A 23126-nucleotide genomic window follows, 5' to 3' on the forward strand; every position below is an offset into this window, starting at 1 on the left:
ACGGTGCCGCCCCGGCCTGGACCGGGGCGGCACGGATCGTCGGAAGGGCGGACCTACTCCGCGGGCGGGGTGAAGGACGAGGTGCGGGTCATGCCCGCGGCCCGGCCCTTCGCCGCCACCACGAGGGCCATCTTGCGGGACGCCTCGTCGATCATCTCGTCGCCGAGCATCACCGCGCCGAGCCGGCCGCCCGCCTCCGAGGTGTAGTGCTCGTACGCGTCGAGGATCAGCTCGGCGTGGTCGTAGTCGGCCTGGGCCGGCGAGTAGACCTCGTTCGCGGCGTCGATCTGGCCCGGGTGCAGCACCCACTTGCCGTCGAAGCCGAGCGCCGCCGAGCGCTTGGCCACCTCGCGGAACCCGTCCACGTCGCGGATCTGGAGGAACGGGCCGTCGATGGCCTGCTTGTCGTGCATCCGGGCCGCCATCAGGATGCGCATGAGGATGTAGTGGTAGGGGTCGCCCGGGTAGTCCGGGATGAGCGCGCCGACCACCAGGGACTTCATGTTGATCGAGGCCATGAAGTCGGCCGGGCCGAAGATGATGGTCTCGACCCGGGGCGAGGCGGCCGCGATGGCATCGATGTTGACCAGGCCGGCCGCGTTCTCGATCTGCGCCTCGATGCCGATCCGGCCGACCTCCAGGCCGAGCGTCCGCTCCAGCTGGGTCAGCGTCATGTCGAGCCACTGCACCTGGGCCGCGTTCTGCACCTTCGGCAGCATGATGCAGTCGAGGTTGGCGCCGGCGCCCTCCACCACGTCGATGACGTCGCGGTAGGTCCACGGGGTGGTGAGGTCGTTGACCCGTACGACGCGGGTCTTGCCCGACCAGTCGCCCTCGTTCAGGGCCGCGACGATGTTCTTGCGGGCGTCGGGCTTGGCGAGCGGGGCGACCGCGTCCTCCAGGTCGAGGAAGACCTGGTCGGCGGGGAGCCCCTGGGCCTTGCCGAGCATCTTGACGCTGGAGCCGGGTACCGCGAGGCAGGACCGGCGGGGGCGACCGACTGCGGCCATGGATGCGCTCCTTCCAGCGTGCGGAGGGCACGCCGACGTCACGTGGCGGAAATGCGAGGGCCGGACGATGCCGAGGGCCTTTGTGACGCCACGGTAACCTCGTGCCGTGACCGGGGTGAATGGACCTGTGGAAGATCTCACTGGGCGTCGACTCGTGGTGGTGACCGGGGCCAGTTCCGGTATCGGCCTGGCGGCCGCCGTGGACCTGGCGCGCCGCGGTGACCAGGTGGTACTCGTCGGCCGGGACCCGGCCCGGCTCCAGGCCGCGGCGGAACAGGTGCGGGAGGCGTCCGGCGAACGACCGGAACTCTTCCGCGCCGACTTCGCGGTGCTCGACGACGTCCGCGGGCTGGCTGCCAGACTGCGCGAGGCGTACGACCGGATCGACGTGCTCGCCAACAACGCCGGGGCGATCGCCCTGCAGCCCCTCACCACCGTCGACGGCTTCGAGCTGTCGATCCAGGCCAACCACCTGGCCCCCTTCCTGCTCAGCAGCCTGCTGCGGGACCGGATCGGCCGGATGGTGGTCACCGCCTCCGGCGCGCACCGCAGCGGCGTGCTCGACCCGGCCGACCTGAACGCCCCGCTGCGCCGCTACCGGCCGATGCAGGCGTACGGCACCAGCAAGCAGGCGAACATCCTCTTCACGGCCGAGGCGGCCCGACGCTGGCCGGAGATCCCCGCGTACTCCTTCCACCCGGGGGTGGTGCGCAGCCGGTTCGGCAACGACAGCCGGCTGGTCGCCCTGGGCATGCGGCTCCTGCCGTTCCGCAGCCCGGAGAAGGGCGCTGAGACGCTGGTCTGGCTGGCCAACCAGGCCCCCGAGCGGCTCATCACGGGCGGCTACTACATCGACCGGCGGCTGCGCCGGCCGCTGCCCAGGGCGGCCGACCCGCAGCTGGCCGCCCGACTCTGGACGGCCAGCGCAGAGGCGGTCGGCCTCGCCGGATGACGATGTCGCCCGCCGCCGGGACGCTGCCATACTCCGCCGCATGACGACGGGGAACGACATCGGCGGGGGCGACATCCTGCGGGTGCTCGGCGAGGACGGGGAACTGCGGGCGCGGCTCGACGCCGAGCTGACCGCCTTCAACAACCGGGCGACCGGCGCGGACGACGAGGCCGGCCTCTGCGTCCGGGTCGACGACGCCGACGGCGGGCTGGTCGCCGGCCTGACCGGGTGGACCTGGGGCGGCTGCGCCGGGATCGACATGGTGTGGGTGCGCGAGGACCGCCGTGGCGAGGGCTGGGGCGGCCGGCTGCTGCGCGCCGCCGAGGAGGAGGCCCGCCGGCGCGGCTGCACGGAGGTCTCGGTCGCCTCGTTCTCGTTCCAGGCGCCGGAGTTCTACCGCCGGCACGGCTACCTCGACACGGGTCGCCGGGAGGGCATCCCCGGGGGCCACGTCGACCACCACTTCTTCAAGTCGCTGGTCACCGACCCCGCCGCCGCCGTGCGCCTGGTGGCGCTGGTGGAGTTGGCCGCCGACGCGGTGGACGCCGGCCGGCGGTACGAGGACGCGGCGCTCGGGCTGCTCGGGCGGCACGGCGGCCGGCTGGAGCGCCGGCTGCGCACCGGCGACGGGCGTACGGAGGTGCATCTGATCCGGTTCGACACGCGCGACGGCTACGCCGGCTTCCTCGCCGACCCGCAGCGGGTGGCGCTCCGCGGCGAGCTGGGCGGGGCCGCCCCGACCGCCCGGGTGCTGGAGGTCCACGAGGTCTGAACCGGCGCGGGAGCGAACCGACCCGCTCCGCTCCACGGGGTGTGTTCACTGTGGACGCTCTGCTACGGTGCTTCGCAGTGATCAACGCCGATTAGTGAGGGGAGCTCCCGCATGACCGAGCAGATCGAGGCCTTCGAGCCGGTGGCGTCCGACGACTACGACCAGGAACTGACGTGCCTGGAGCCTCCGGTCGAGGCCTGACCGGTCGAAGCCTGAGTAGTCATGCGCGTCCGTGTGTCGCGGCTGGTCGTCTTCCTGTGGCGTGACGGCCAACTGGTCTGCGACGACCCGCTGCGGCACCGGCAGTTCGCGTTGACTGTCGAGGCGGAGAGGCTGCTGCGCGGCTACGCCGACTGGGCCGAGCTCGACGGCCGGCTCGCGCAGCAGCTCCTCGACGCCCACGTCCTCGTCGCCGAGGGTTCGCCCGAACACGACCGGGAGGAACGCCTCGGCGCCTGGCGCGACCTGGGGCCGGCGGCCACCTACTACCACCTGGCCAGCCGTACGCTCGGCAGCGACGTCTTCCGCTCGGCGGCGCAGGACGCGGCGGTGCTGCGCGCCAAGAGCGGCCAGCCCGCGCCGGTCAAGGAGCACGACGGTCCCCGGATCGCCCTGCCCCCCACCGACCCGCCCCCGGTCGACTTCACCACGGTCCTCGCGGCCCGGCGGTCGACGCGGTGGTTCGACCCGGACGACCCGGTGCCGCTGCCGGCGTTCGCCGCCCTGCTGCGCTGGACGGCCGGGGTCCGCCGCGAGGTGGACGTCTCCGGAGTCGGCACGGCGCTGCTCAAGACCGCCCCCTCCGGCGGGGCCCGCCACCCGGTCGAGGTCTACCCGGTGGTCCGCGACGTGGAGGGGCTGGAGCCCGGGATCTACCACTACGCGGTGCGCCGCCACGAGCTGGTGCGGCTCGCGCCCGCGCCCGGCGGGGACCGGCTGCGCGAGTGGTGCGGCGGGCAGCCGCACGCCGCCCAGGCCGGCTTCCTGCTGATGTACGCGGCGGTGCTCGACCGCACCGTGTGGAAGTACCCGGCGGCCCGCGCCTACCGCGCGCTCCTGCTCGACGTCGGTCACCTGAGCCAGACCGTCTACCTCACCGCGACGGCGCTCGGGCTCGGGACGTTCTTCACCGCCGCCACCCGCGACGCCCCCGTCGAGGACGCCCTCGGCCTGTCCTGGCCGGACGAGGTCTTCCTCGGCGTCTCCGGCGTCGGCGTGCCGCACCCCGCCGAGCGGGACCGCCAGGCGGCGATGCTCGCGGGCGGCGACGCGGCGTTCTCCTTCCCCCCGGACGCCTGGCACGGACGCGGCGAATGACGCCGAGGGTGACCGTCGACCTGGCCCGGCTGGACGCGAACATCGCGCGCTGCACCGGACGCGCGGCCGAGGCCGGGGTGGCCTTACGGGCACACGTCAAGGGGCACCGGAGCCCCGAGATCGCCGCCCGGCAGGTGGCCGCCGGCGCGGTGGGCGTCGCCGTCCACTCGGCGGCCGAGGCCGAGGCCTACGTCGCGGTGGGCGTGCCGGACGTGACGGTGGCGTGGCCGTGGCGCGACACGTGGCGGTGGAGCAGGTTCGCCCGGCTCGCGCGGCACTGCGCGGTGACGGTGCACGTGGACCACCCCGACGCGGTGACCGGGCTCGGCGCGGCGGCCGAGGCCCACGGCGTCGAACTCGGCGTACGGATCGAGGTCGACACGGGCCTGCACCGCGTCGGCGTCGACCCCGACGCGGCCGGGGAGCTGGCCGCCACGATCGCCAGGACCGGTGGGCTGCGCCTGTCGGGCGTGACCGGCTACGTGGGGATCACCGGCCCCGACGACGCCCGCGACCGGGTCGAGCTGGGCCGCAGCCGGGCACGCCTGCTGGTGTCCGTCGCGGAGCGCATCCGCGCGACCGGGACGCCCTGCCCGCAGGTGAGCGTCGGGGGCACCCCGACCCTCGCCGGGGCGCTGGACGTGGCCGGCGTGACCGAGGTGTGCGCCGGCGCGTACGCGCTGCTCGACGGCGGGCTGGCCCGGCTGGGCGAGTGCGACCCGGCGGCGGTCGCGATCGCCGTCACCACCACCGTCACCGGCACCGACGGGCAGGCGCTGCGCACCGACGCCGACGAGCTGCTGGCGGGCGCCGACCAGACCTGGATGAGCGGTGTCGTGCTGACCGCGCCCGACGGCGCGCCGGTCCGCCCGGAGTCGGTGTCGGTGGGCGACGAGCTGCGGGTGCTGCCCGGGCACGTGTGCCCGGTGGTGGCCCGCCGACCGCTGCTGCACGTGCTCGACGCCGGCGAACCGGTGGCCCGATGGCAGGCACTGGTGCTCCCGGACCGGGCATGACCCAGGCGGTCGCGCCCCTGGACCGTCCGGCCGACCCGCTGCGCGAGCGCCGGTTCGTCCTGTTCGCCACGGCCAGGACGATCTCCGTCTTCGGCAACGCGGTCGGCCCGCTCGCGCTGACCTTCGCCGTGCTGGACCTTCCCGGCTCCTCGCCCCCGGCGCTGTCGCTCGTGCTCGCCGCGATCTCGGTGCCCCGGATCGCGCTGATGCTGCTCGGCGGCGTCATCGGCGACCGGCTGCCCCGGCACCGCGTACTCGTGGCGGCGGAGCTGATGTGCGGCAGCGCGTACGGCGCGATGACCCTCCTCGTGCTGACCGGGCGGGCGAGCGTCGCCGCCCTCGCCGTCTGCGCGGCCGTCGCCGGCACCGCCTCCGCGCTGCTGCTGCCGTCGCTGAACGGGCTGACCGCCGAGCTGGTCGCGCCGCAGGCGCGGCAGCGCGGCAACGCTCTGCTGCGGCTGGGTACGAACACCGCCACGGTGGCGGGCTTCGCTGCGGGCGGCGCGCTGATCACCTGGCTCGGGCCGGGTTGGGCCCTGGCCCTCGACGCGGCCACGTTCGCCGTCGCCGCCGGCCTTCTCGCGCGGCTGCGCCTCGCCGGGACGGCCCGGACGACCAGGCGGAACCTGCCGGCCGAGCTGCGCGACGGCTGGCGGGAGTTCGTCCGGCGGCGCTGGCTGTGGCAGATCGTGCTCGCCGCAGCCGTGATCAACGCCGCCGTCGGGGTCACCTTCGGGCTCGCCGGGCCACTGCTCGCCAGGGCGCACCTGGGCGGTGCGGGCGCCTGGTCCGGCGTCCTCGCCGGGTACGCGGTGGGCATGTTCGCCGGCGTGCTCGTCGCGATGCGGATCAGGACGACCCGCCCCCTGCGCACGGCCGTACTCGCCGTGTCGATGCTGGGGCTGCCGGCGCTGCTGCTCGGCTCCGGCGCCGCCCTGCCGTTCGTGATCCTCGCCGCCGTGCTGGCCGGGGTGGCCTTCGACGTCTTCGGGGTGCTGTGGGAGACGACCGTCCAGTCCGAGGTGCCGACGGAGGCCATGTCCCGCGTGAGCGCGTACGAGTGGCTGGGGGCGGTGGGGCTGGGACCGCCGGTCATGATCGCCGCCGGCTTCGTCGTGCCCGGGATCGGCGTGCGGACCACCCTGCTCGGCCTGGCCGCGGTGATCGCCGTCGCCGCGCTCGTCCCGTTGGCCAGTTCCTCTGTCCGGCACTACGAAAGGCAACCCGATGGCCGAGTACGTTGACGCCTTCGTCACGGCGTATGACCGCTTCTGGGCGCCGTACCCGCAGCGGATGGGTGACGCGTGGCTGCGCCTGCACGGGCACGTGGCACCAGGAGCCGAGCGGAGCGTGCTCGACGTCGGCTGCGGCACCGGCATCGTGGCCGCCCGGTTCGCCTCCGTCGGCTACCGGGTCGTCGGGGTCGACGTCTCCGAGGCGATGATCGCCCGCGCCCGCGTACGGCTGGCCGGCACCGACGCGGTGCTGATCGCCGCGGACGCCGCGGACTTCGAGGTGCCGGTCCCCTGCGCGTTCGCGGTCTCCACGTACGACGTCCTCAACCACGTCGGCGGGATCGACCGGGTCCGCGCCTACCTGCGCTGCGTGCATGGGGCGGTCGCGCCGGGCGGCTGGTTCGGCTTCGACATGTCCACGGTCAAGGGCCTCCTCGCCGAGGTGCCGCCCGTCGCCCGGCAGGACGGGACCGTCTCGGTCGAGGTCGCGCGGGGCCCGCTCGACGGCGACCGCCGCCCGCTGCACGTCACCGGTGAGCTACGCACCGACGACGGCCACGCGACCCCCTTCTCCACGACGATCACCAACACCGCCCATCCGGTCGCCGACGTGCTCTCCGCCCTGGCGGACGCCGGCTGGGTGACGAGTCACGTCGCGGCCGTCGACGACCTGCTCACCCCGGTACCGGACCCGGAGGCACTGCCCCGGGTCGCCGTGCTCGCCCGACGCCCCTGACGGCGGGCCGATCCGGCTGATCAGCCGGGCGGCGGGCCCGCGTCGGCGGGGACGGTGGTGGCGACCGGGCGGACGCGACGGGCCGCCCGGGCACCGCCGAGCACCACCACCGCGACGCCGGCCAGCAGCAGCGCCAGCCCGGCCAGGGCGGTCACCCCGGGCAGCTGCCCCAGCCAGGCCCAGCCGATCAGGGCCGCGCCCGGGGCCTCCAGCAGGGCCAGCACGCTGACCGTGGTCGCCGAGACCCGCTTCAGCGCGTAGTTGAACATCGAGTGCCCGAGCAGTTGGGCGCCGGCCACCAGGGCCAGCACGACGAGCCAGGTGCCGGTGTCGAAGCCGGTGAGCGGCACCCGGCCGACCAGGCAGACCACGAGCAGCACCAGCGCGCACACCCCGTAGCAGATGGTGGTGTAGGTGGTCGTGCTGATCGTCGTACGGGCCCGCTCGCCCAGCGCGGTGTAGACCGCCGCGAAGAGACCCCCGGCCACCGCGAGCAGGTCGCCGGCGACGGCCCGACCGGAGACGGCGAAGTCGGCGCCGGTCGCCACGGCCGCCCCCGCGACCGCCACCCCGATGCCGAGCCAGACGACGCCCGGCAGCCGACGCCCCTGGGCCCGGGCGATCAGCCCCTGCCAGACCGGCTGGGTGGCGCACAGCGCGGTCGCCGCGGCGACCGAGGTGAGCTTCGTGCTGGGCATCCAGGTGGCGAAGTGCGCGGCGAGCGCGACCCCCGACAGTACGCAGTAGACGCCCTCGCGCCGGCCGGCGCCGACCGTCAGCGACCGGAACTCGGCACGCCGCCGGGCCGCCGAGAACGGGCCGAGCGCGGCCACCGAGAGCAGGTTGCGCCAGAACGCGACGGCTAGCGCTGGCGCCGCCGCGAAGGCCACCAGCGGCGCGGACGACGAGACGGCGACGACGGCCAGCACGACCGCCCCGGTGGTCACCGGGTCGAACGGGGGGCGGTGCGCTGCGGGGGACACGAGGTGCAATCCTCACACGCCACGGGCCACCACGTACCGTCAGCACTCCGTTACGATCATGCCTGTCCGCGCCGGCGATTCCCCTACCGCCCGGAGGCGCTCCCCCATGCCCACGTACCAGGCGGTCCTGTTCGACTTCTTCGGCACGCTGACCTGTTCCGTCCAGCGGGGCGCGGCCCACCGGTCGACCGCCGAGCTGCTCGGCTGCGCACCGCACACGCTCGTCGACGTGCTCGACCGCACCTACTACGAACGGGCCTGCGGGCGGCTGGGCGACGCCGAGGCGACCCTGCGCTGGGTCTGCCAGCAGGCCGGCGTGCACCCGTCCGAGGACGCGATCCGCTCGGCGGTCGCCTCCCACCACCGGGCCGTACGCGCCGACACCCGGCTGCGGGACGAGGCGGTGCCGACGCTGACCGCGCTGCGCGGGCTCGGCCTGCGTACGGGGGTGATCAGCGACTGCACGCACGAGCTGCCGGCGTTCCTGCCGCAGTTGCCGATCGCCCCGCTGCTCGACGTGCGGGTCTTCTCCGTGCAGGTGGGGCGCTGCAAGCCCGACCCGGCGCTCTACCAGGCGGCGTGCCGGCGGCTCGACCTGGCGCCGGCGGACTGCCTCTACGTCGGCGACGGCGGCAGTCAGGAGCTGACCGGGGCGGAGCGGGCCGGGATGACCGCCGTACGGCTGGCGGCCCCGGACCTGGCCGGCCACATGGTGTTCAACGCCGACGCCGCCTGGAGCGGGCCGGCGCTGCGCTCCCTCGACGAGGTGGTCCACCTCGTCGAGCGGGTGCCCGAACGGGCGGACGTGCTCCCCCCGGCGGACGTCCCCGTGCCGGCGGGCGCAGGCGTGCCGGCGGGCTGCTCCCCGGTGTGAGCCCGGGGCTCCCCGGTCACCCGCGCCGCCGGCGTGTCCGGCGGCGGGCGGGCGGGTGGGCGGCGCGGCCGTCGGACGGGCGCCTCAGCGGCGGCGGACCCGGTGCAAACGGAACGGCTTGCGGACCGTCCGCACCGCCGGCGTCTCCCGGGGCACCTCGGCCAGCGAGTCCGTGGGCAACCCGGTGCCGGCGACGGGCTCGCCGGCCGGGGCCAGCCGGTTCACCGCGCAGCCGTCGGCCGCCCAGCGCTCCACCAGCTCGGCGGCGGGCCCGGGCGCGTTCAGCCGCTTCGCGGCCACGAGGGGCGCGACGGTCTCCCAGTGCTCGGTGCCGGGCGTCACGCGGCTCACCCGGGCCGGCCAGGTGACGATGCGCCCGCCGTGGTCACCGCGCAGGGTGACCTGCGCCTCGGTCGCGTCGGCCAGCCCCGGGGCGGACTGCTCCCCCGGGCCGCTGACCACGAAGAGCGCCCCCTCCAGGGGCAGGCACCACAGCGCCAGCGCCGGCCCGCCGGCCACGCTCACCCAGGCCACGGCGGCCTTCTTCACAGCCTCGTCGACCAGCGGCGTGCTGGCCCGCTCCGCGTCGGTCACCCCGGCATCCTCCCGCATCCGCCCCCGTCCCGTCAGCGCCACCCGGGGTCCGCCGAGGGGCCGGGGTCCGCCGAGGGGCCGGGGTCCGCCGAGGGGCCGGGGTCCGCCGAGGGGCCGGCCGCGCCGACGTCCGTCGACGTCGACCGGGTCCGGCCACGCGCCCGGAGGCGCGGTGGCTCGGAGACGCGGACCGGCCCGGTCAGCCGACGAACGGCGGGACCATGATCTCGCCCCGGGCGACCGGCATGACGTGGCCGGCCACGGTGGCGCCCACCGCCTGGCCCTCGGCGGCGGTCACCGTGCAGGCCAGCTCGGACGGCCGATTGATCTCGATGCCCTGGTGGACGGTGTACTCCGCGCGCCCGTCGGCCGGCAGCAGGCCGCTGGCGACCAGCCACACCCCGAGGCCGAGGGCGGCCGAGCCGGTGGCCGGATCCTCCGGCACGCCCAGCCCCGGGACGAAGACCCGGGCGTGGGCGGTTTGCGCGGCGGCGTCCCAGGAGAAGACGCTGACGTGCTCCACTCCGTACCGCTGTGCCGCCGCCGCGTTGACCCGGGCGCGGGCCACCGCGTCCGGGCGGACCGGAAGGTAGGGGAACTCCAGCCCGCACCCGGCCACCCGCGGCGCCGGACCGACGTGGTCGTCGGCGCTCAGGCCGGCCATCTCGAGCAGCGGCTCCGGGTCCAGCTCGGGGCCGAGGGTGGGTACGCCGCCGGTGAGCGTGGCCCCGGTCGCGGTCACCTCGATCGGCAGCACGCCCGCGCCGCACTCCTGAGTGACCTGCCCCACACCGAACATGCCCCGACGGCTCGCGGTCACCGCCGCGCCGACGCTGGGATGCCCGGCGAACGGCAGTTCCTCGACCGGGGTGAAGATCCGGGCGCGGTAGGTGGCGCCGACCTGGGTGGGCGGGAGCACGAACACCGTCTCGGAGAGGTTGAACTCACACGCGAGCGCCTGCATCTGCTCGGTGGCCAGCGCTTCGGCGCCGAACACGACGGCCAGCGGGTTGCCGGCGAACGGGCGGTCCGTGAAGACGTCCACGATCTCGTAGGCCAAGGTCGACATGTTGATAAACACTAGGCGCTTAGGCTGGTGCCCGTGAGCACGCCGACCCGGATCTACATCGCCCGGCTCGCCGGGGTCGCCGTCTTCGACCCCAACGGCGACCAGGTGGGCCGGGTCCGCGACGCGGTGGCCCGGCTCCGGCCGACGCAGCGTCCGCCGGAGGTGGTCGGCCTGGTCGCCGAGATGCCGATGCGCCGGCGCATCTTCCTGTCCATCAACCGGATCACCTCCATCGACGCCGACGCGGTCGTGCTCGGCAGCGGCACGCTCAACCTGCGGCGCTTCGAGAAGCGCCCGAACGAGTTGCTCGTGCTCCAGGAGCTGCTGGACCGTCGGGTGCAGCTCGACCCCGGCGGGCAGGCGGGTTCCGTGGTCGACGTGGCGATGGAGTGCAGCCGGGGCGGCGAGTGGTCGCTGGCCCGGGTCGCCGTACGCGAGCACACCGGCCGGCTGACCCGCCGGGGCCACCTGCACCAGGTCGAATGGGAGCGGGTACGCGGGCTCAGCGGCATCGCCGACAGCCGGGGCACGGCCAACCTGCTCTCGGTGCTGGAGGACATGCGCCCCGCCGACCTCGCCAACGCCCTCCAGGACCTCCCCGACGCCCGGCGCAACGAGGTCGCCGCCGCGCTGGACGACGAGCGCCTGGCCGACGTGCTCAGCGAGCTGCCGGAGCACGACCAGGTGGAGATCCTGGCCGCGCTGGACCGGGAGCGGGCCGCCGACGTGCTGGAGGAGATGGACCCGGACGACGCCGCCGACCTGCTCAGCGAGCTGCCCCCGCCCGAGCAGGACGTGCTGCTCGACCTGATGCAGCCCGACGAGGCCGACCCCGTACGTCAGCTGCTCAAGTACACGCCGGGCACCGCGGGCAGCGTGATGACCTCCGAGCCGGTCATCCTGCCGCCGGACGCCACCGTCGCCGAGGCCCTGGCCCGGATCCGGGAACCGCAGCTCTCGCCCGCGATCGCCGCGCAGGTGTTCGTGTCCCGGGCGCCGATGACCACGCCGACCGGCCGCTACCTCGGCATGGTGCACTTCCAGCGGCTGCTGCGCGAGCCGCCGGCCGACCTGCTCGGCGGCATCGTGGTCAACGACATCGACCCGCTGCGGCCGACCACCCCGCTGCCGGAGATCACCCGCCGGATGGCCACGTACGACCTGGTCGCCATGCCCGTGATCGACCGCAACAACCGGCTGGTCGGCGCGGTCACCGTCGACGACGTGCTGGACCACCTCCTGCCCCGCGACTGGCGGGACCGGGACGCCGCCGGGCGCCCGGTCCCCGCCGAGCCGACGCTGGACGGCGCGAATGGCTGAGCAGCGACGGCCGCCGCGGCTCGACCAGCCGCGCGAGCCCCGGGGCGTCAAGCTGCCCCGGTTCGACCCGGAGGCCTTCGGCCGCTGGTCCGAGGGGATCGCCCGGGGGATGGGCACCGCGAACTTCATCGTCTACATGACGATCGTGATCGCGCTGTGGTTCGTCTGGAACACCCTGGCCCCGGCGGACCTGCGCTTCGACCCGTACACCTTCACGTTCCTGACCCTGGTGCTGTCCCTTCAGGCCAGCTACGCGGCCCCGCTGATCCTGCTGGCGCAGAACCGGCAGGCCGACCGGGACCGGGTCTCGCTGGAGGAGGACCGCCGGCGGGCGACCATGCAGAAGGCCGACACGGAGTACCTGACCCGGGAGATCGCCGCGCTGCGCAACGCGATGGGCGAGGTGGCGACCCGGGACTTCCTCCGTTCGGAGCTGGCCAGGCTCGCCGAGGAGCTGGACGAGGCGGGCCGCCGCCGGCAGCGGCTGGAGCGCCGGCAGCAGGAGAAGATCCCGCCCCACGGCGACGGGCTGGAGGAGCCCCGCGACGACCTGGACGACGACCGGGTCCGGGACGGCCAGCCGGAGGCCCGCAGCCGGGAGCCCGAGGGCTGAGCCCGGGTGGGGCCGCGCGAGCGGCGCGGCCGACGACGCCGGGCGGAACCGGGCGGGCGTGCCCCGGCGGCGGGCGAGGCCCACTCGATCGTCCCGTTTCGCCCGGTACGGCGCCCGGCCCAGCCGTCGCCATCGATTCGCTCACACCGGCCCCCGCTGGCGGCGGTGGGGCAGAGCCGCCGACGTAGCATTGCGGGCATGTCAGCTCCCGTCAGCACCGTCTCCGACGCGATCCAGGCCGCGCTGGCCACCGTCAACGACCCGGAGATCCGCCGGCCCATCACCGAACTCGGCATGGTCCGCTCCGCCGAGGTCGGCGACGACGGCGTCGTACGGGTCGAGCTGCTGCTCACCGTCGCCGGCTGCCCGCTGAAGGACAAGCTGCGCTCCGACATCACGGCCGCCGTCGGCGCGGTGCCCGGCGTGACCGGCGTGACGATCGAGTTCGGCGTGATGAGCCCCGAGCAGCGCCAGGAGCTCCAGGCGAAGCTGCGCGGCGGCGGTGCCTCCCAGGAACCGGTCATCCCGTTCGCCCAGCCGGGCTCCCGCACCCGCGTGTACGCGGTGGCCAGCGGCAAGGGCGGCGTCGGCAAGTCCAGCGTCACGGTCAACCTGGCCGCCGCGCTGGCCGCCCGCGGGCTCTCCGTCGGCGTGGTCGACGCGGACATCTACGGCCACTCGGTGCCCCGGATGCTCGGCGCCGACGGGCGCCCCACCCGCGTCGAGGACATGATCATGCCGCCGCAGTCGCACGGCGTGAAGGTCATCTCGATCGGCATGTTCACCGCCGGCAACGCCGCCGTGGTGTGGCGCGGCCCGATGCTGCACCGGGCGTTGCAGCAGTTCCTCGCCGACGTCTACTGGGGCGAGCTGGACGTGCTCCTGCTCGACCTGCCCCCGGGCACCGGCGACGTGGCCATCTCCCTGGCCCAGCTGCTGCCCAACTCCGAGATCCTGATCGTCACCACCCCGCAGGCCGCCGCCGCCGAGGTGGCGGAGCGGGCCGGCGCGATCGCGTTGCAGACCCACCAGCGCGTGGTCGGCGTCATCGAGAACATGTCCTGGCTGGAGCTGCCGGACGGCTCCCGGATGGAGGTCTTCGGCGCGGGCGGCGGTCAGGCGGTCGCCGAGTCGCTGACGAAGACCATCGGCGCGCAGGTGCCGCTGCTCGGGCAGGTGCCGCTCGACACCCGGGTCCGCGAGGCCGGCGACGTGGGCACCCCGATCGTGCTGGCCGAGCCGGAGTCGCCGGCCGCGAAGGCGCTGGGCCAGGTCGCCGACCGGCTCGCCGTACGGCGGGAGTCGCTGCTCGGCAAGCCGCTGGGCCTCAAGCCGGCCGGCCGCTGACCGTGGGCCGGCCGTGGGCCGGCACCGTCGCCACCCGCGCGGGGCGGCGTTCCCCCGGGGAGCGCCGCCCCCGTCGCCGTCTCCGGCGCGGTACGGCGGGCGGGGTCAGGTCGCGTCGTCGTAGCTGACCCGGGGGGCGGGGGCCGGGGCGGCACCGGTGGCGGTGGCCGGGCGGCCGCCCGCGCGCAGGTCGGCGGCGGAGGCCACGTCCTTCAGCTCGTTGTGCACGCCGGTCACGTCCGCCCGCAGGTTGTCGTAGACGCCCTGCAACGGCTTCCGGATCGCCTGCTCGTCCTCCTCGCTGAGCAGGTGCTTGCGGATGAACGCCTTCGGGTGCAGGTCCTCCAGCTGGATGTCGGTGCCCAGCTCGCGACTGAGGTCGGTGGTGGCGTTGCTGGCCATGGCGCGCAGGTTGCGCACCATGCGCAGCCCGTCGCTGATCACTGCGGGCAGCCGGTCACCGAAGATCAGCAGCGCCAGGAGCAGCAGCGCACCGATCTCCCACCAGTTCAGGTTCTCGAACACTGCGCGGGCCTCCTTCGGCGTCAGCAGCAAGACTACGCACGTCGGGCGCCGCCCGGGGAGAGGTGGTGGGACCCTACTTCGCGTCTGCGGCCAGCGTCACGGAGGCGTTCTGCCGGTTGGCGCCCCGGCGGTACTCCACGGTCACCACCGCGCCGGGCGCGAACTTGCGGACCAGCGCGATGAGGTCGGTCGGCTCGGTCATCGGCCGCCCGGCGAGCTTGAGGATCACGTCACCGGCCTTCAGCCCCGCGCCGGCCGCCGGGCCCGACGGCTCCACCGCCGCCAGGCGTACGCCGGTTCCTCCGGTGCCCGCGCCGGCCCCGCCGACCTGGGCGCCGATCACCGTGCGCCGGGCCTTGCCGGTGCCGATGATGTCCTGCGTGATCCGCTTGGCCTGGTTGATCGGGATGGCGAAGGCGAGGCCGATGTTGCCCGCCTCCTGCCCGTCGGAGACCAGCGACTTGATGGTCGAGTTGACCCCGATCACCCGACCCGCGCCGTCGACCAGCGGGCCGCCCGAGTTGCCGTGGTTGACGGCCGCGTCGGTCTGGATCGCCGCGTAGTAGCGCGTGGGACCGCCCGGCTCGCCGGCCCGCATCGTGCGGTCCAGGGCGCTGACGATGCCGGCCGTGACCGTGTTGGCCAGCGAGAGCGGCGAGCCCATGGCCAGCACCGGGTCACCCACGGCCAGCGCGTCGGAGTCGCCGAACTCGACCGGCCGCAGGCCCGTCCGGGAGACCTTGATCACCGCGATGTCGGACTCCGGGTCCTGCCCGACGACGGTCGCCGGGGCGGAACTGCCGTCGTTGAAGACCACCGACGCCTTGCCGGTCGCCCCCGCCACCACGTGGTCGTTGGTAATGACGTGCCCGTCGGCGCTGGCGATGAAGCCCGAGCCCTCGCTCGTGCCGCCGAGGCTCGCCACCCGGACGGTCACCACGCTGGGCAGCACCCGCTCGGCGACCCCGGCCAGCGACTCGGGCCTGCGCTGGGCCAGGCCGGGCGCCTGCGGGTCCGCGCCGAGCACCGTGTTGGCCACGGCGCCCCCGCGCACCGCGAAGGCGTACCCGAGCGCGCCGCCCAGGCTGCCCGCGAGCAGCGCGGTGATCAACGGGATGAGCAGCAGCTGCCGCAGCGTCGGCCGGCCCGGGGCGTCCGGGTCGAGGACCCGCTCCGGCTCGGTGCCGGGGCTCGGCGCGGCCGGCAGCACCACGGCGGTCGGCGCCGTCGGGTCGCGCCACGGGTCGGCCAGCGCGTCGGACCACCAGGGCGAAGTCGTGCCGGCCCCGCCGCCCTGAGGCGTCGGCGGCCGGCCCACCGGCGGGTGTCCGGGCAGCGGCGGTCGCGCCGGTGCCGGAGTTCCCCCGGGCTGGCGCCAGTCCCAGCCGTCGGTCACGTCGGTGCCCTCCCAGTCCGTCCCCGGGTCCCGCGCTCGACGGACCCGGCGACAGCGTCGCCCGGTCGCGCTCGCCGGAACACCGCTTCCAGGATTACACGGATGCGGCGGATGGAGTCACCGGTTGCCGACCGTGATCGTCGGGTGGCGGACGCGCGGCTGCGCCCGTTCGACGTCGCCTCTAGGCTCACAGTGCCCACCCGCCCCCGCACCACGCTTGCCGCCCGGAGGTGTCCCATCGCCACGGTCGCCGGTTCCGGCACTTCGACGGCCCAGACCCTGCACTTCGCCGAGTCGTACGTGACCGAGGATCTCGTCCTGCGCACCGCCCGCAGCCTGGCCCACGAGGTCGGCCTCGAGGCGGTGACCCCCGGCGCCGGCGCGGCGCTGCGGCTGCTCGCCGCCGCCGGCAGCGCCCGGGCGGTGGTGGAGATCGGCACCGGCACGGGCGTCAGCGGCGTCTGGCTGCTGCGCGGGATGCGCGCCGACGGCGTACTCACCACCATCGACGTCGAGGTCGAGCACCAGCGGATCGCCCGGCGGATCTTCACCGAGGCGGGCTTCGCCGCAGGCCGCACCCGGATCATCACCGGCCGGGCGCTGGACGTGCTCCCCCGGCTCGCCGACGGCGCGTACGACCTGGTCTTCGTGGACGCCGAGGCGACCGGATTCGCCGCCTGCGTCGACGCCGCGCTGCGGCTGCTGCGCCCGGGCGGCGTGGTCGCGCTCAACGGCACACTGGCCGGCGGCCGGATCGGTGACCCGGCCGCCCGCGACGTGGAGACGGTGACCGTCCGCGAGGCCATCAAGGCGATCCGGGAGTCCGAGCACTGGATCCCGGCGCTGCTGCCGGTCGGCCACGGGCTGCTCGCCGCCGTCAAGTGCTGACCCGCCGCTGACCGGGGGCCCGCCGGGGGCGGGCGCCGCCCGGCGGTCAAGCCAGCGAGCCCAGCCAGCGCAGCAGCGAGCGTACGCCCCAGCCGGTCGCGCCCCGGGTCAGCTCCGCGTCGTCGCCGTCGGCCCAGGACGGCGCGGACATGTCCACGTGCAGCCACCGGTCGCACAGCTCGCCGGTGAACTCCCGCAGGTAGAGCGCCGCCATCACCGACCCGGCGCCCCGGTCCGGCGAGCTGTGCAGGTCGGCCAGCTCGCTGCCGAGGTGCTCGGCGTAGTCGGCGGGCAGCGGCATCCGCCAGGCGGCCTCGCCGGCGGCGGCGATCGCGGCCAGCACGTCCGCCGCGAGGGCGTCGTTGTCGCTGTAGAGGGCGCCGGTGCGCTTGCCCAGCGCCACCGCGTTCGCCCCGGTGAGCGTGGCGAGGTCGACCAGCAGGTCGGGCCGCAGCTCGGCGACGGCGTACGCGAGGGCGTCGGCCAGCACGAGCCGGCCCTCGGCGTCGGAGTTGGTGGTCTCGCTGGTGGTGCCGCCGTAGTGGCGGATGATGTCGCCGGGGCGGAACGCCGACCCGCTGAGCATGTTCTCCGCCAGCGGCGCGAGCGTGGTGACCCGGACCGGCAGGCGCAGGGACGCCGCGCCGAGGGTCGCCGCGACCACCGCCGCCGCCCCGGCCATGTCCTTGCGCATCAGCTTCATCGCCGCCACCGGCTTGATCGAGATGCCGCCGGTGTCGAACGTGATCCCCTTGCCGACCAGCACCACGTGGGTACGCGCGTCGGCCGGCCGCCAGTCCAGCTCCAGCAGGCGTGGGCCGCTCGCGGAGCCGCCCCCGACGGCGAGGATCCCGCCGAAGCCCTCGGCCGCCAGCTCGTCCGGGCCGCGTACGCGCAGGTGCAGGTCGGGCACGTCGGCGGCGAGGGCAGCGACCTGCTCGGCGAACCACTGCGGGTTCTTGACCGACGAGGGGGTGTTGGTGAGATCGCGGGCGAAGCGGGTCATCCGGGCCGTCGTCCGGGCCGCCTCGACGGTCGCGGTGTGCGCGCCCGGGTCGGCCACCAGCACGTCGACCTCCGCCAGGGCGGGGGCGGCGCCGGCGTCGGTCAGCCGGAACCGGTACGAGGCCAGCAGCAGCCCCTCGACGAGTCCGCGTACGGCCGCCGGCGTGGCGTCGGCCGGCATCGCCAACGTGACGTGTATCTCATCCTTCCCGGCGCGGGCCAGGGCCGCCCCAGCCGCCCGCCAGCCCGCCTCGTCGCCCTCGCCGACGCCGAGCAGCAGCAGCCGGCCCGGATCCCGCCCGGGTCGCAGCTGCGACTGGACCTCGCCGGGGCGCCCGGTCAGCCGGGCCGCCGGCGCCAGGGCGGCGGCCTCCTCGGTCACGCCGTCGGGCAGCGCCGACGCGGTCGGGGCCGGACGGGCCGGGTCGCCGTCGGCCGGGCCGGGCCGGACGGGCAGAACGAGCGTGTCGAGCCGGTCGGGCTCGGCGAGCAGACGGATGGCGAGCACGCGGAGCCGTACCTCCAGGGAAGCTCGCGGAGCGCGGCTCCGCGGGAGATGAAGACCCTGAGCCACCGGCGGGGCCGGTGGCTCAGGGGTTGACGAATGGCCCGCGCGGGCGCGCGGACCGTTCCTCGGTCAGCCGGCGGCTGCCTTCAGTGCGTCGCCGAGTGCGTTGGCCTCGTCGGGAGTCATCTCGACGACGAGCCGGCCACCACCCTCCAGCGGGACGCGCATGACGATGCCCCGGCCCTCCTTGGTGACTTCCAGCGGACCGTCGCCCGTCCGCGGCTTCATCGCCGCCATGTTGTCTCCCCTCAGACCTACACCAGGGTCGGTGGGTTGCCCCACAGCCACTTCGTCTTGACCACCCGCAACCTATGCGGGGGTGTCGACCAACGATTTTCCCTGATGAACACCGCCGGACCCAAACCGAAGCAGCATTGATGTAACAGCATCTAGCTTATCCCGAGAAGGCCTGTCACAATGTGCGGTCATGCAGGCACGGTCGGCACTCTTCGACCTGTACGGCGACCACCTCCGGGCGAGGGGCGGCCGGGCACCCGTCGCCGCCCTGGTCAGGCTGCTGGCGCCGCTCGGGATCGCCCCGCCCGCCGTGCGCACGGCGGTCTCCAGGATGGTCCGCCAGGGGTGGCTCGACCCGTGCCGGCTGACCTCCGGGCCGGGATATTCGATCACACCGAAAGCCGCCCGCCGGTTGGACGAGGCGGCGGCGCGGATCTACCGGACCGGCCGGATCACCTGGGACGGACGGTTCGACCTGCTGGTGCTGGAGGCCCCCCTGTCGCGCCGGGACCGGCAACGGCTCGCCGCCAACCTGACGTTCCTCGGCTACGGCGCCCTGGACGAGTGCACGTGGGTGGCGACCCGGCCGGGCGAGGACGTGGACGTGCTGCTCGACGAGGCGGGCGTGCGCTACGAGCGGTTCACCGCCGCGCACACCGCCGGCACCCCCGGCGCAATGGGCGTCGTGCGCCGGGCCTGGGACCTCGCGGAGATCGGCCAGGCGTACGAGCAGTTCGTCGCCGAGCAGCGGCCGTTGCTGGCCGGGGTCACGGTGCGCAGCCTCGACGAGGAGGCGTACGCCGCTCGGTTCCGGCTCGTGCACGCGTGGCGTACCTTCCTGTTCCGGGACCCGCAGCTGCCCCCGGCGCTGCTCCCCGAGCGCTGGCCCGGCACCGCCGCGGCCAGTTTCTTCGACCGGCACGCGGCCCGGCTGCGGCCGGCCGCCGACCGGTACGTCGAGCAGTGCCTCGACTCCGGCAACCGCATCGCCCGACAGAAGGGTCGTTAGAAGTGACCGAGCCGCTGCTCGTCGACCGCACCGACGCCGTCGTCACCCTGACGCTGAACCGCCCGACGGCGATGAACGCGCTGGACGTGGCGCTCAAGGAGGCGCTGCGGGACACCCTGGCCGAGCTGGAGACCGACCGGTCCTGCCGCGCGGTGGTGCTCGCGGGCGCGGGCCGGTCGTTCAGCGCCGGGCAGGACCTGCGCGAGCACGTGCAGGCCCTGGAGTCCACCGACGGCAACCCGCTGGACACCGTGCGCGCGCACTACAACCCGATCGCCGCCCGGCTGGCCAACCTGCCCAAGCCGGTGGTCGCCGCCGTGCGGGGGATGGCCGCCGGGGCGGGCGCCTCGCTGACGTTCCTCGCCGACATCCGCATCGGCGGGCCGTCGACCAGCTTCCTGATGGCGTTCGCCAAGGTCGGGCTCGCCGCCGACACCGGCGCCTCCTGGACGCTGCCCCGGTTGGTCGGCCACGCCAAGGCCATCGAGCTGCTGATGCTGGCCGAGCCCGTGCACGCGGCGGACGCCTGCCAGCTCGGGCTGCTCAACCGCCTGGTGGAGGACGACGAGCAGGTGCTGCCGACCGCGCAGGAGCTGGCCGCCCGGCTGGCCGCCGGCCCGACCGTCGCGTACGGGGCGATCAAGCGGCAGCTCTCCATCGCCGACGCGGGCACGCTGGCCGACGCCCTGGCCGCCGAGGCGCAGGCGCAGTCGATCTGCGGGGGCACCGCCGACCACCGCGCCGCCACCCAGGCCTTCGTCAACAAGCAGAAGCCGGTCTACGAGGGCCGCTGACGCCCTCCCGGACCGGCCGGCCCCCCGCAACCCCCCGCAGGCGGCCGGTCGCGCCTGGAAGGGCTCGTGAGCCGGCGCGTACGGCGATCACCGACGGCAGCCACCAGGGCGTCGGCGCGCGGACGCCGCCGGAGCGGATCAGTCGTCCTCCTCCGGGTCCTGGTTGGCCTCCGCGCCGAGCACGAACGCCTGCATGGCCAACTCGTCGCCCGAGGGCGAGACGAACGCGGGCAGCTCGCGGGGGCCCAGCTCCTGCACGTACGCCCAGAACAGGCGGACCGCCTCGGCGGGCGACGCGGCCTCGATCGGCAGGTCGAGGCTGACCAGCCAGGTGCGTCGTCGTGGTGGCGGGCCCAACCGGTCGGCCAGCTCCTGGAAGGCCGACGGGTCCAGCGCGGTCACCGGCCCGTCGAGCGCCAGCGCGTCGGCCGGCACCGGCTCGTCGAAGGCCCGCCGGGTGTACGCGACCACCAGCGGCGCCTCGACCCGCTCGGACTGCGGATCGTCCGGGTCCTCCCGCTCCTGGCCGGCCGCCGCGGCGACCCGGCCCAGCGCCACCAGCCGGGGCGGCGCGTCGACCAGCACGGCCACCCGGTCGCCGGGGCGGGGCCCGGAGTCGTCGGTCAGGCCGGTCAACTCGAGCATGTCGTGGTGGACGAGCCGCTCGGCCTCGTAGCGCCCGGTGGGCAGCAGCACCGCCCAGGCGCCCGTGCCGTCGGCGGGGCCGGCCCCGTCCACCCGGTGCGCGGTGTCGGTCGTCATGGCCTCCATCCCATCACGCCGCTTGCGCCGCCACGACGTGGCAGCCCGCAAGGTGGTCGTCGACCATCCCGGTGGCCTGCATGAGCGCGTAGGCCGTGGTCGGGCCGACGAAGCGGAAGCCCCGCTTCTTGAGCGCCTTGGCCATCGCCGTGGACTCGGCCGTCAGCGCCGGCACCTCCGCGAACGACGCGGGTCGGGCCGGCCGGGGCGGCGGGGCGAAGGACCAGAGCAGCGCGGAGAGCCCTTCCGGAAGCTCCAGCGCCGCCCGGGCGTTGGCGATCGCCGCCTCGATCTTCGCCCGGTTGCGGACGATGCCGGCGTCGGCGAGCAGCCGGGCGACGTCGGCGTCGCCGTAGCCGGCCACGGCCTCGATGCGGAACTCGTCGAAGGCCAGCCGGAAGGCGGGACGTTTGCGGAGGATGGTCAGCCAGGACAGCCCCGACTGGAACGCCTCCAGCGTGAGCCGCTCATAGAGCGCGTCGTCGCCACGCAGGGGGCGGCCCCACTCGGTGTCGTGGTAGGCGGCGTAGTCGGGGGTGCTGTGCCCCCAGCCGCATCGCGGCAGCCCGTCGGTGCCGATCACCAGGTCAGTCACGCGTCCACGCTAGGACACCGTACCGACGGGCCCGCGCCCCACGGTGCCGCGTCGCGCCTCGGTCGACGGGCCCGTACCGCCCGGGGTCGGCGACATCGGGGGGTCCCGGGCGGGCCGACACCCCGACGTCGGCAACGTCGAGTCGATCAGGGGAAGCCGCTCGACGAGGCACGCGAACCGGCCCGCCCACAGTCAGGGCAGCCGGCCCTGCTCCACCAGCCGGCCGAACCTCTTCAACGCCTGGGTCAGGCTGAACTTCGACCCGGGCCAGAGCACCGGCCAGGCCACCCGGCCCGCCGGGCCGCCCGGCAGGTGGAACCACTCGTGCCAGACGACCTGGGTGCGGTCGCGCTCCAGCGGCGTGCAACGCAGCACGCCGGGGCCGCGCAGCAGCTTCCCGCAGTGCACCACACCCACCTCGTAGGGCGCGTCCACCCGCACCACGCGCATCTCGTCGCGCAGCACGGCGGGACCGAACGCCGTGACCGCCTCGACCAGGCTGCCCTCGCCGCCGTCGCCCTCGACCACCCGGACGGTGGTGAACGGGATCCAGTCCGACTGCCGTTCCCAGGCCGTCAGCGCCGCGAAGACCCGGTCCGCCGGCGCGTCGACGATCACCGTGGCGGTGACCTCGCCCGCGCCGGGCTGCGTCACGTCGCGCAGGTCGTCGCCGGGTTCCGGCCCGGTCACTTCGACTCCGACCCGACCACCGGGCCGGGACCGGTCGCGTCGCCCGCCGTCCGCGTCGGGCCGTCGTCGCCCGCCCCGGTCCGGGCCGGGGCACGGTCGGCTGCCTCGGACCGGTCCACGGTGTCGTCGCCCGCCTCGGGCCGGCCGGCGGTGTCGTCGCCCGCCTCGGCGGTCGGGCCCACGAACGCGGGAATCGGCTCGACGACCACGTCGGTGTCCCCCGCCGCGTCCGGCCGGTCGGCCCCGACCGGCACCGTCCCCCGGGCCGCCGCCGACGGCTCGGCGGCTGCCTGCTCCCGCGCCTTGCGCAGGGCGTCGGCGTCCGCCGTCCGGCCCTCGCGCAGCGCGGCGACCTCCGCCTCCAGCACGCCGATCAGCTCGGACTTGTAGCCGATGTCGTAGGCCGCCCGGCGCATCGCGTGGTCGACCTGGGCCATGCGGTAGCCGCGCAGCGCGGTGTCGAACCGGACCTCGCCCACGTCGGACTCGCGCAGCGGCCGGGCCGCCGGCAACGGCACGGCCCGCCCGTCCGGCTCGGCGGGTGCCAGGCCGGGATCCCGGCCGGAGACCAGCACCGTCACCCCGAACACGACCGCCGCGACGGTCAACGCCACGACCAGCAGGAGCAGAACCTGACCCATGCACAGATCGTGGCACGTCGAACCGCCCGGAGCGACCCCACCACCCGCAGCGGCCCGGATCCGCGGCACAGGAGCCGTCCCCGGCGCCCGCTGCGGGCGCGCCGCGCCGCCCCGGGGCCGCGAAGCCGATCGTCCTGCTCAGGGGAGTCGGTGGGGGACCGTTCCCGCCGAAACGCTG

25 protein-coding genes are annotated in these 23126 nt (G+C 75.2%); 13 read left to right on the forward strand and 12 right to left on the reverse strand.

Annotated features, from left to right (window positions below; translation table 11 throughout):
* Positions 1-53: 53 nt before the first annotated feature.
* On the reverse strand, positions 54-1010 hold the full coding sequence (locus GA0070610_RS24040) for an HpcH/HpaI aldolase/citrate lyase family protein (protein WP_089002151.1): 957 nt from the start codon (positions 1008-1010) through the stop codon (positions 54-56).
* A 127-nt stretch (positions 1011-1137) separates the two neighbouring features.
* Between GA0070610_RS24040 and GA0070610_RS24045 the strand changes: the two genes are divergently transcribed.
* The 6 genes from GA0070610_RS24045 (at position 1138) to GA0070610_RS31245 (ending at position 7038) form a co-directional block, all read left to right on the forward strand.
* Positions 1138-1962 carry an SDR family NAD(P)-dependent oxidoreductase gene (locus tag GA0070610_RS24045; protein WP_089002152.1) on the forward strand — a complete coding sequence of 275 codons (825 nt, stop codon included), beginning with the start codon at positions 1138-1140 and terminating at the stop codon, positions 1960-1962.
* A gap of 40 nt (positions 1963-2002) precedes the next feature.
* The gene (locus GA0070610_RS24050; protein ID WP_089002153.1) at positions 2003-2734 is read left to right on the forward strand and encodes a GNAT family N-acetyltransferase; all 732 of its coding nucleotides are present in this window, start codon (positions 2003-2005) and stop codon (positions 2732-2734) included.
* A gap of 222 nt (positions 2735-2956) precedes the next feature.
* On the forward strand, positions 2957-4051 hold the full coding sequence (locus tag GA0070610_RS24055) for a SagB family peptide dehydrogenase (protein ID WP_089002154.1): 1095 nt from the start codon (positions 2957-2959) through the stop codon (positions 4049-4051).
* Entirely contained in the window at positions 4048-5067 is a 1020-nt protein-coding gene (locus tag GA0070610_RS24060) for an alanine racemase (RefSeq protein WP_089002155.1), read from the forward strand. The genes GA0070610_RS24055 and GA0070610_RS24060 overlap by 4 nt, the downstream gene beginning before the upstream one ends.
* Positions 5064-6311 carry an MFS transporter gene (locus GA0070610_RS24065; protein WP_089002156.1) on the forward strand — a complete coding sequence of 416 codons (1248 nt, stop codon included), beginning with the start codon at positions 5064-5066 and terminating at the stop codon, positions 6309-6311. Before GA0070610_RS24060 ends, GA0070610_RS24065 begins: the two co-directional genes overlap by 4 nt.
* Positions 6295-7038: a class I SAM-dependent DNA methyltransferase gene (locus GA0070610_RS31245; RefSeq protein ID WP_089002157.1), complete on the forward strand. Its 744-nt coding sequence runs from the start codon at positions 6295-6297 to the stop codon at positions 7036-7038. Before GA0070610_RS24065 ends, GA0070610_RS31245 begins: the two co-directional genes overlap by 17 nt.
* Positions 7039-7058: 20 nt before the next feature.
* Here the strand turns inward: GA0070610_RS31245 and GA0070610_RS24075 are convergent, their stop codons facing one another.
* The gene (locus GA0070610_RS24075) at positions 7059-8021 is read right to left on the reverse strand and encodes a DMT family transporter (RefSeq protein ID WP_089002158.1); all 963 of its coding nucleotides are present in this window, start codon (positions 8019-8021) and stop codon (positions 7059-7061) included.
* Between the two features lie 106 nt (positions 8022-8127).
* Here GA0070610_RS24075 and GA0070610_RS24080 point away from each other — a divergent pair, with 106 nt between their 5' ends.
* A complete protein-coding gene (locus GA0070610_RS24080) occupies positions 8128-8895 on the forward strand; it encodes an HAD family hydrolase (RefSeq protein ID WP_089002159.1) in 768 nt (255 codons plus the stop codon).
* A gap of 84 nt (positions 8896-8979) precedes the next feature.
* Here the strand turns inward: GA0070610_RS24080 and GA0070610_RS24085 are convergent, their stop codons facing one another.
* Both GA0070610_RS24085 and GA0070610_RS24090 read right to left on the reverse strand, forming a co-directional pair.
* Complete coding sequence (locus GA0070610_RS24085; RefSeq protein ID WP_392567342.1) at positions 8980-9507, reverse strand: hypothetical protein; 528 nt, start codon at positions 9505-9507, stop codon at positions 8980-8982.
* 181 nt (positions 9508-9688) lie between these two features.
* The gene (locus tag GA0070610_RS24090; protein ID WP_089002161.1) at positions 9689-10558 is read right to left on the reverse strand and encodes a PhzF family phenazine biosynthesis protein; all 870 of its coding nucleotides are present in this window, start codon (positions 10556-10558) and stop codon (positions 9689-9691) included.
* Positions 10559-10591: 33 nt separating this feature from the next.
* On the opposite strand from GA0070610_RS24090, the gene GA0070610_RS24095 reads away from it, so the two are divergent.
* The 3 genes from GA0070610_RS24095 (at position 10592) to GA0070610_RS24105 (ending at position 13838) form a co-directional block, all read left to right on the forward strand.
* Complete coding sequence (locus GA0070610_RS24095) at positions 10592-11878, forward strand: magnesium transporter MgtE N-terminal domain-containing protein (protein WP_089003701.1); 1287 nt, start codon at positions 10592-10594, stop codon at positions 11876-11878.
* Positions 11871-12491: a DUF1003 domain-containing protein gene (locus GA0070610_RS24100; protein WP_089002162.1), complete on the forward strand. Its 621-nt coding sequence runs from the start codon at positions 11871-11873 to the stop codon at positions 12489-12491. Before GA0070610_RS24095 ends, GA0070610_RS24100 begins: the two co-directional genes overlap by 8 nt.
* 198 nt (positions 12492-12689) lie before the next feature.
* Positions 12690-13838, forward strand: a complete 1149-nt coding sequence (locus GA0070610_RS24105) for an Mrp/NBP35 family ATP-binding protein (protein ID WP_089002163.1) — start codon at positions 12690-12692, stop codon at positions 13836-13838.
* A 105-nt stretch (positions 13839-13943) separates the two neighbouring features.
* Here GA0070610_RS24105 and GA0070610_RS24110 read toward each other — a convergent pair whose 3' ends face one another.
* Positions 13944-14363 (reverse strand): Sec-independent protein translocase family protein, encoded by a 420-nt coding sequence (locus tag GA0070610_RS24110; protein WP_089002164.1) that lies wholly within the window; start codon positions 14361-14363, stop codon positions 13944-13946.
* A 73-nt stretch (positions 14364-14436) separates the two neighbouring features.
* Positions 14437-15759, reverse strand: a complete 1323-nt coding sequence (locus GA0070610_RS24115) for a trypsin-like peptidase domain-containing protein (protein WP_089002165.1) — start codon at positions 15757-15759, stop codon at positions 14437-14439.
* A gap of 300 nt (positions 15760-16059) precedes the next feature.
* Between GA0070610_RS24115 and GA0070610_RS24120 the strand changes: the two genes are divergently transcribed.
* Positions 16060-16647, forward strand: a complete 588-nt coding sequence (locus GA0070610_RS24120; protein ID WP_089003702.1) for an O-methyltransferase — start codon at positions 16060-16062, stop codon at positions 16645-16647.
* A gap of 46 nt (positions 16648-16693) precedes the next feature.
* On the opposite strand, the gene GA0070610_RS24125 is transcribed toward GA0070610_RS24120, so the two are convergent.
* Positions 16694-18160 carry a leucyl aminopeptidase family protein gene (locus GA0070610_RS24125; RefSeq protein WP_089002166.1) on the reverse strand — a complete coding sequence of 489 codons (1467 nt, stop codon included), beginning with the start codon at positions 18158-18160 and terminating at the stop codon, positions 16694-16696.
* Positions 18161-18289: 129 nt separating this feature from the next.
* The gene (locus tag GA0070610_RS24130; RefSeq protein WP_007455245.1) at positions 18290-18457 is read right to left on the reverse strand and encodes a DUF3117 domain-containing protein; all 168 of its coding nucleotides are present in this window, start codon (positions 18455-18457) and stop codon (positions 18290-18292) included.
* 190 nt (positions 18458-18647) lie between these two features.
* Here GA0070610_RS24130 and GA0070610_RS24135 point away from each other — a divergent pair, with 190 nt between their 5' ends.
* Positions 18648-19466 (forward strand): PaaX family transcriptional regulator, encoded by an 819-nt coding sequence (locus GA0070610_RS24135; protein WP_089002167.1) that lies wholly within the window; start codon positions 18648-18650, stop codon positions 19464-19466.
* Between the two features lie 2 nt (positions 19467-19468).
* Complete coding sequence (locus GA0070610_RS24140) at positions 19469-20260, forward strand: enoyl-CoA hydratase/isomerase family protein (RefSeq protein WP_089002168.1); 792 nt, start codon at positions 19469-19471, stop codon at positions 20258-20260.
* A 138-nt stretch (positions 20261-20398) separates the two neighbouring features.
* On the opposite strand, the gene GA0070610_RS24145 is transcribed toward GA0070610_RS24140, so the two are convergent.
* The 4 genes from GA0070610_RS24145 to GA0070610_RS24160 form a co-directional block, all read right to left on the reverse strand.
* On the reverse strand, positions 20399-21022 hold the full coding sequence (locus tag GA0070610_RS24145; RefSeq protein WP_089003703.1) for a hypothetical protein: 624 nt from the start codon (positions 21020-21022) through the stop codon (positions 20399-20401).
* Between the two features lie 13 nt (positions 21023-21035).
* Entirely contained in the window at positions 21036-21617 is a 582-nt protein-coding gene (locus GA0070610_RS24150) for a DNA-3-methyladenine glycosylase I (protein WP_089002169.1), read from the reverse strand.
* A 192-nt stretch (positions 21618-21809) separates the two neighbouring features.
* Positions 21810-22307 carry an SRPBCC family protein gene (locus GA0070610_RS24155; protein ID WP_089002170.1) on the reverse strand — a complete coding sequence of 166 codons (498 nt, stop codon included), beginning with the start codon at positions 22305-22307 and terminating at the stop codon, positions 21810-21812.
* Positions 22304-22948 (reverse strand): DivIVA domain-containing protein, encoded by a 645-nt coding sequence (locus GA0070610_RS24160; protein WP_089002171.1) that lies wholly within the window; start codon positions 22946-22948, stop codon positions 22304-22306. The genes GA0070610_RS24155 and GA0070610_RS24160 overlap by 4 nt, the downstream gene beginning before the upstream one ends.
* Positions 22949-23126 lie beyond the last annotated feature (178 nt).

It is taken from the genome of Micromonospora echinofusca (assembly GCF_900091445.1).
Taxonomy (GTDB): domain Bacteria; phylum Actinomycetota; class Actinomycetes; order Mycobacteriales; family Micromonosporaceae; genus Micromonospora; species Micromonospora echinofusca.

Excerpts from the sequence above, each read along its gene's own strand:
- GA0070610_RS24055 (WP_089002154.1), top strand. The coding sequence starts at position 2,957 with ATGCGCGTCCGTGTGTCGCGGCTGGTCGTCTTCCTGTGGCGTGACGGC.
- GA0070610_RS24105 (WP_089002163.1), top strand. The coding sequence starts at position 12,690 with ATGTCAGCTCCCGTCAGCACCGTCTCCGACGCGATCCAGGCCGCGCTG.
- GA0070610_RS24130 (WP_007455245.1), bottom strand. The coding sequence starts at position 18,457 with ATGGCGGCGATGAAGCCGCGGACGGGCGACGGTCCGCTGGAAGTCACC.
- GA0070610_RS24160 (WP_089002171.1), bottom strand. The coding sequence starts at position 22,948 with ATGGGTCAGGTTCTGCTCCTGCTGGTCGTGGCGTTGACCGTCGCGGCG.
- GA0070610_RS24085 (WP_392567342.1), bottom strand. The coding sequence starts at position 9,507 with ATGCGGGAGGATGCCGGGGTGACCGACGCGGAGCGGGCCAGCACGCCG.
- GA0070610_RS24080 (WP_089002159.1), top strand. The coding sequence starts at position 8,128 with ATGCCCACGTACCAGGCGGTCCTGTTCGACTTCTTCGGCACGCTGACC.
- GA0070610_RS31245 (WP_089002157.1), top strand. The coding sequence starts at position 6,295 with ATGGCCGAGTACGTTGACGCCTTCGTCACGGCGTATGACCGCTTCTGG.
- GA0070610_RS24040 (WP_089002151.1), bottom strand. The coding sequence starts at position 1,010 with ATGGCCGCAGTCGGTCGCCCCCGCCGGTCCTGCCTCGCGGTACCCGGC.
- GA0070610_RS24065 (WP_089002156.1), top strand. The coding sequence starts at position 5,064 with ATGACCCAGGCGGTCGCGCCCCTGGACCGTCCGGCCGACCCGCTGCGC.
- GA0070610_RS24050 (WP_089002153.1), top strand. The coding sequence starts at position 2,003 with ATGACGACGGGGAACGACATCGGCGGGGGCGACATCCTGCGGGTGCTC.
- GA0070610_RS24100 (WP_089002162.1), top strand. The coding sequence starts at position 11,871 with ATGGCTGAGCAGCGACGGCCGCCGCGGCTCGACCAGCCGCGCGAGCCC.
- GA0070610_RS24145 (WP_089003703.1), bottom strand. The coding sequence starts at position 21,022 with ATGACGACCGACACCGCGCACCGGGTGGACGGGGCCGGCCCCGCCGAC.
- GA0070610_RS24135 (WP_089002167.1), top strand. The coding sequence starts at position 18,648 with ATGCAGGCACGGTCGGCACTCTTCGACCTGTACGGCGACCACCTCCGG.
- GA0070610_RS24060 (WP_089002155.1), top strand. The coding sequence starts at position 4,048 with ATGACGCCGAGGGTGACCGTCGACCTGGCCCGGCTGGACGCGAACATC.
- GA0070610_RS24090 (WP_089002161.1), bottom strand. The coding sequence starts at position 10,558 with ATGTCGACCTTGGCCTACGAGATCGTGGACGTCTTCACGGACCGCCCG.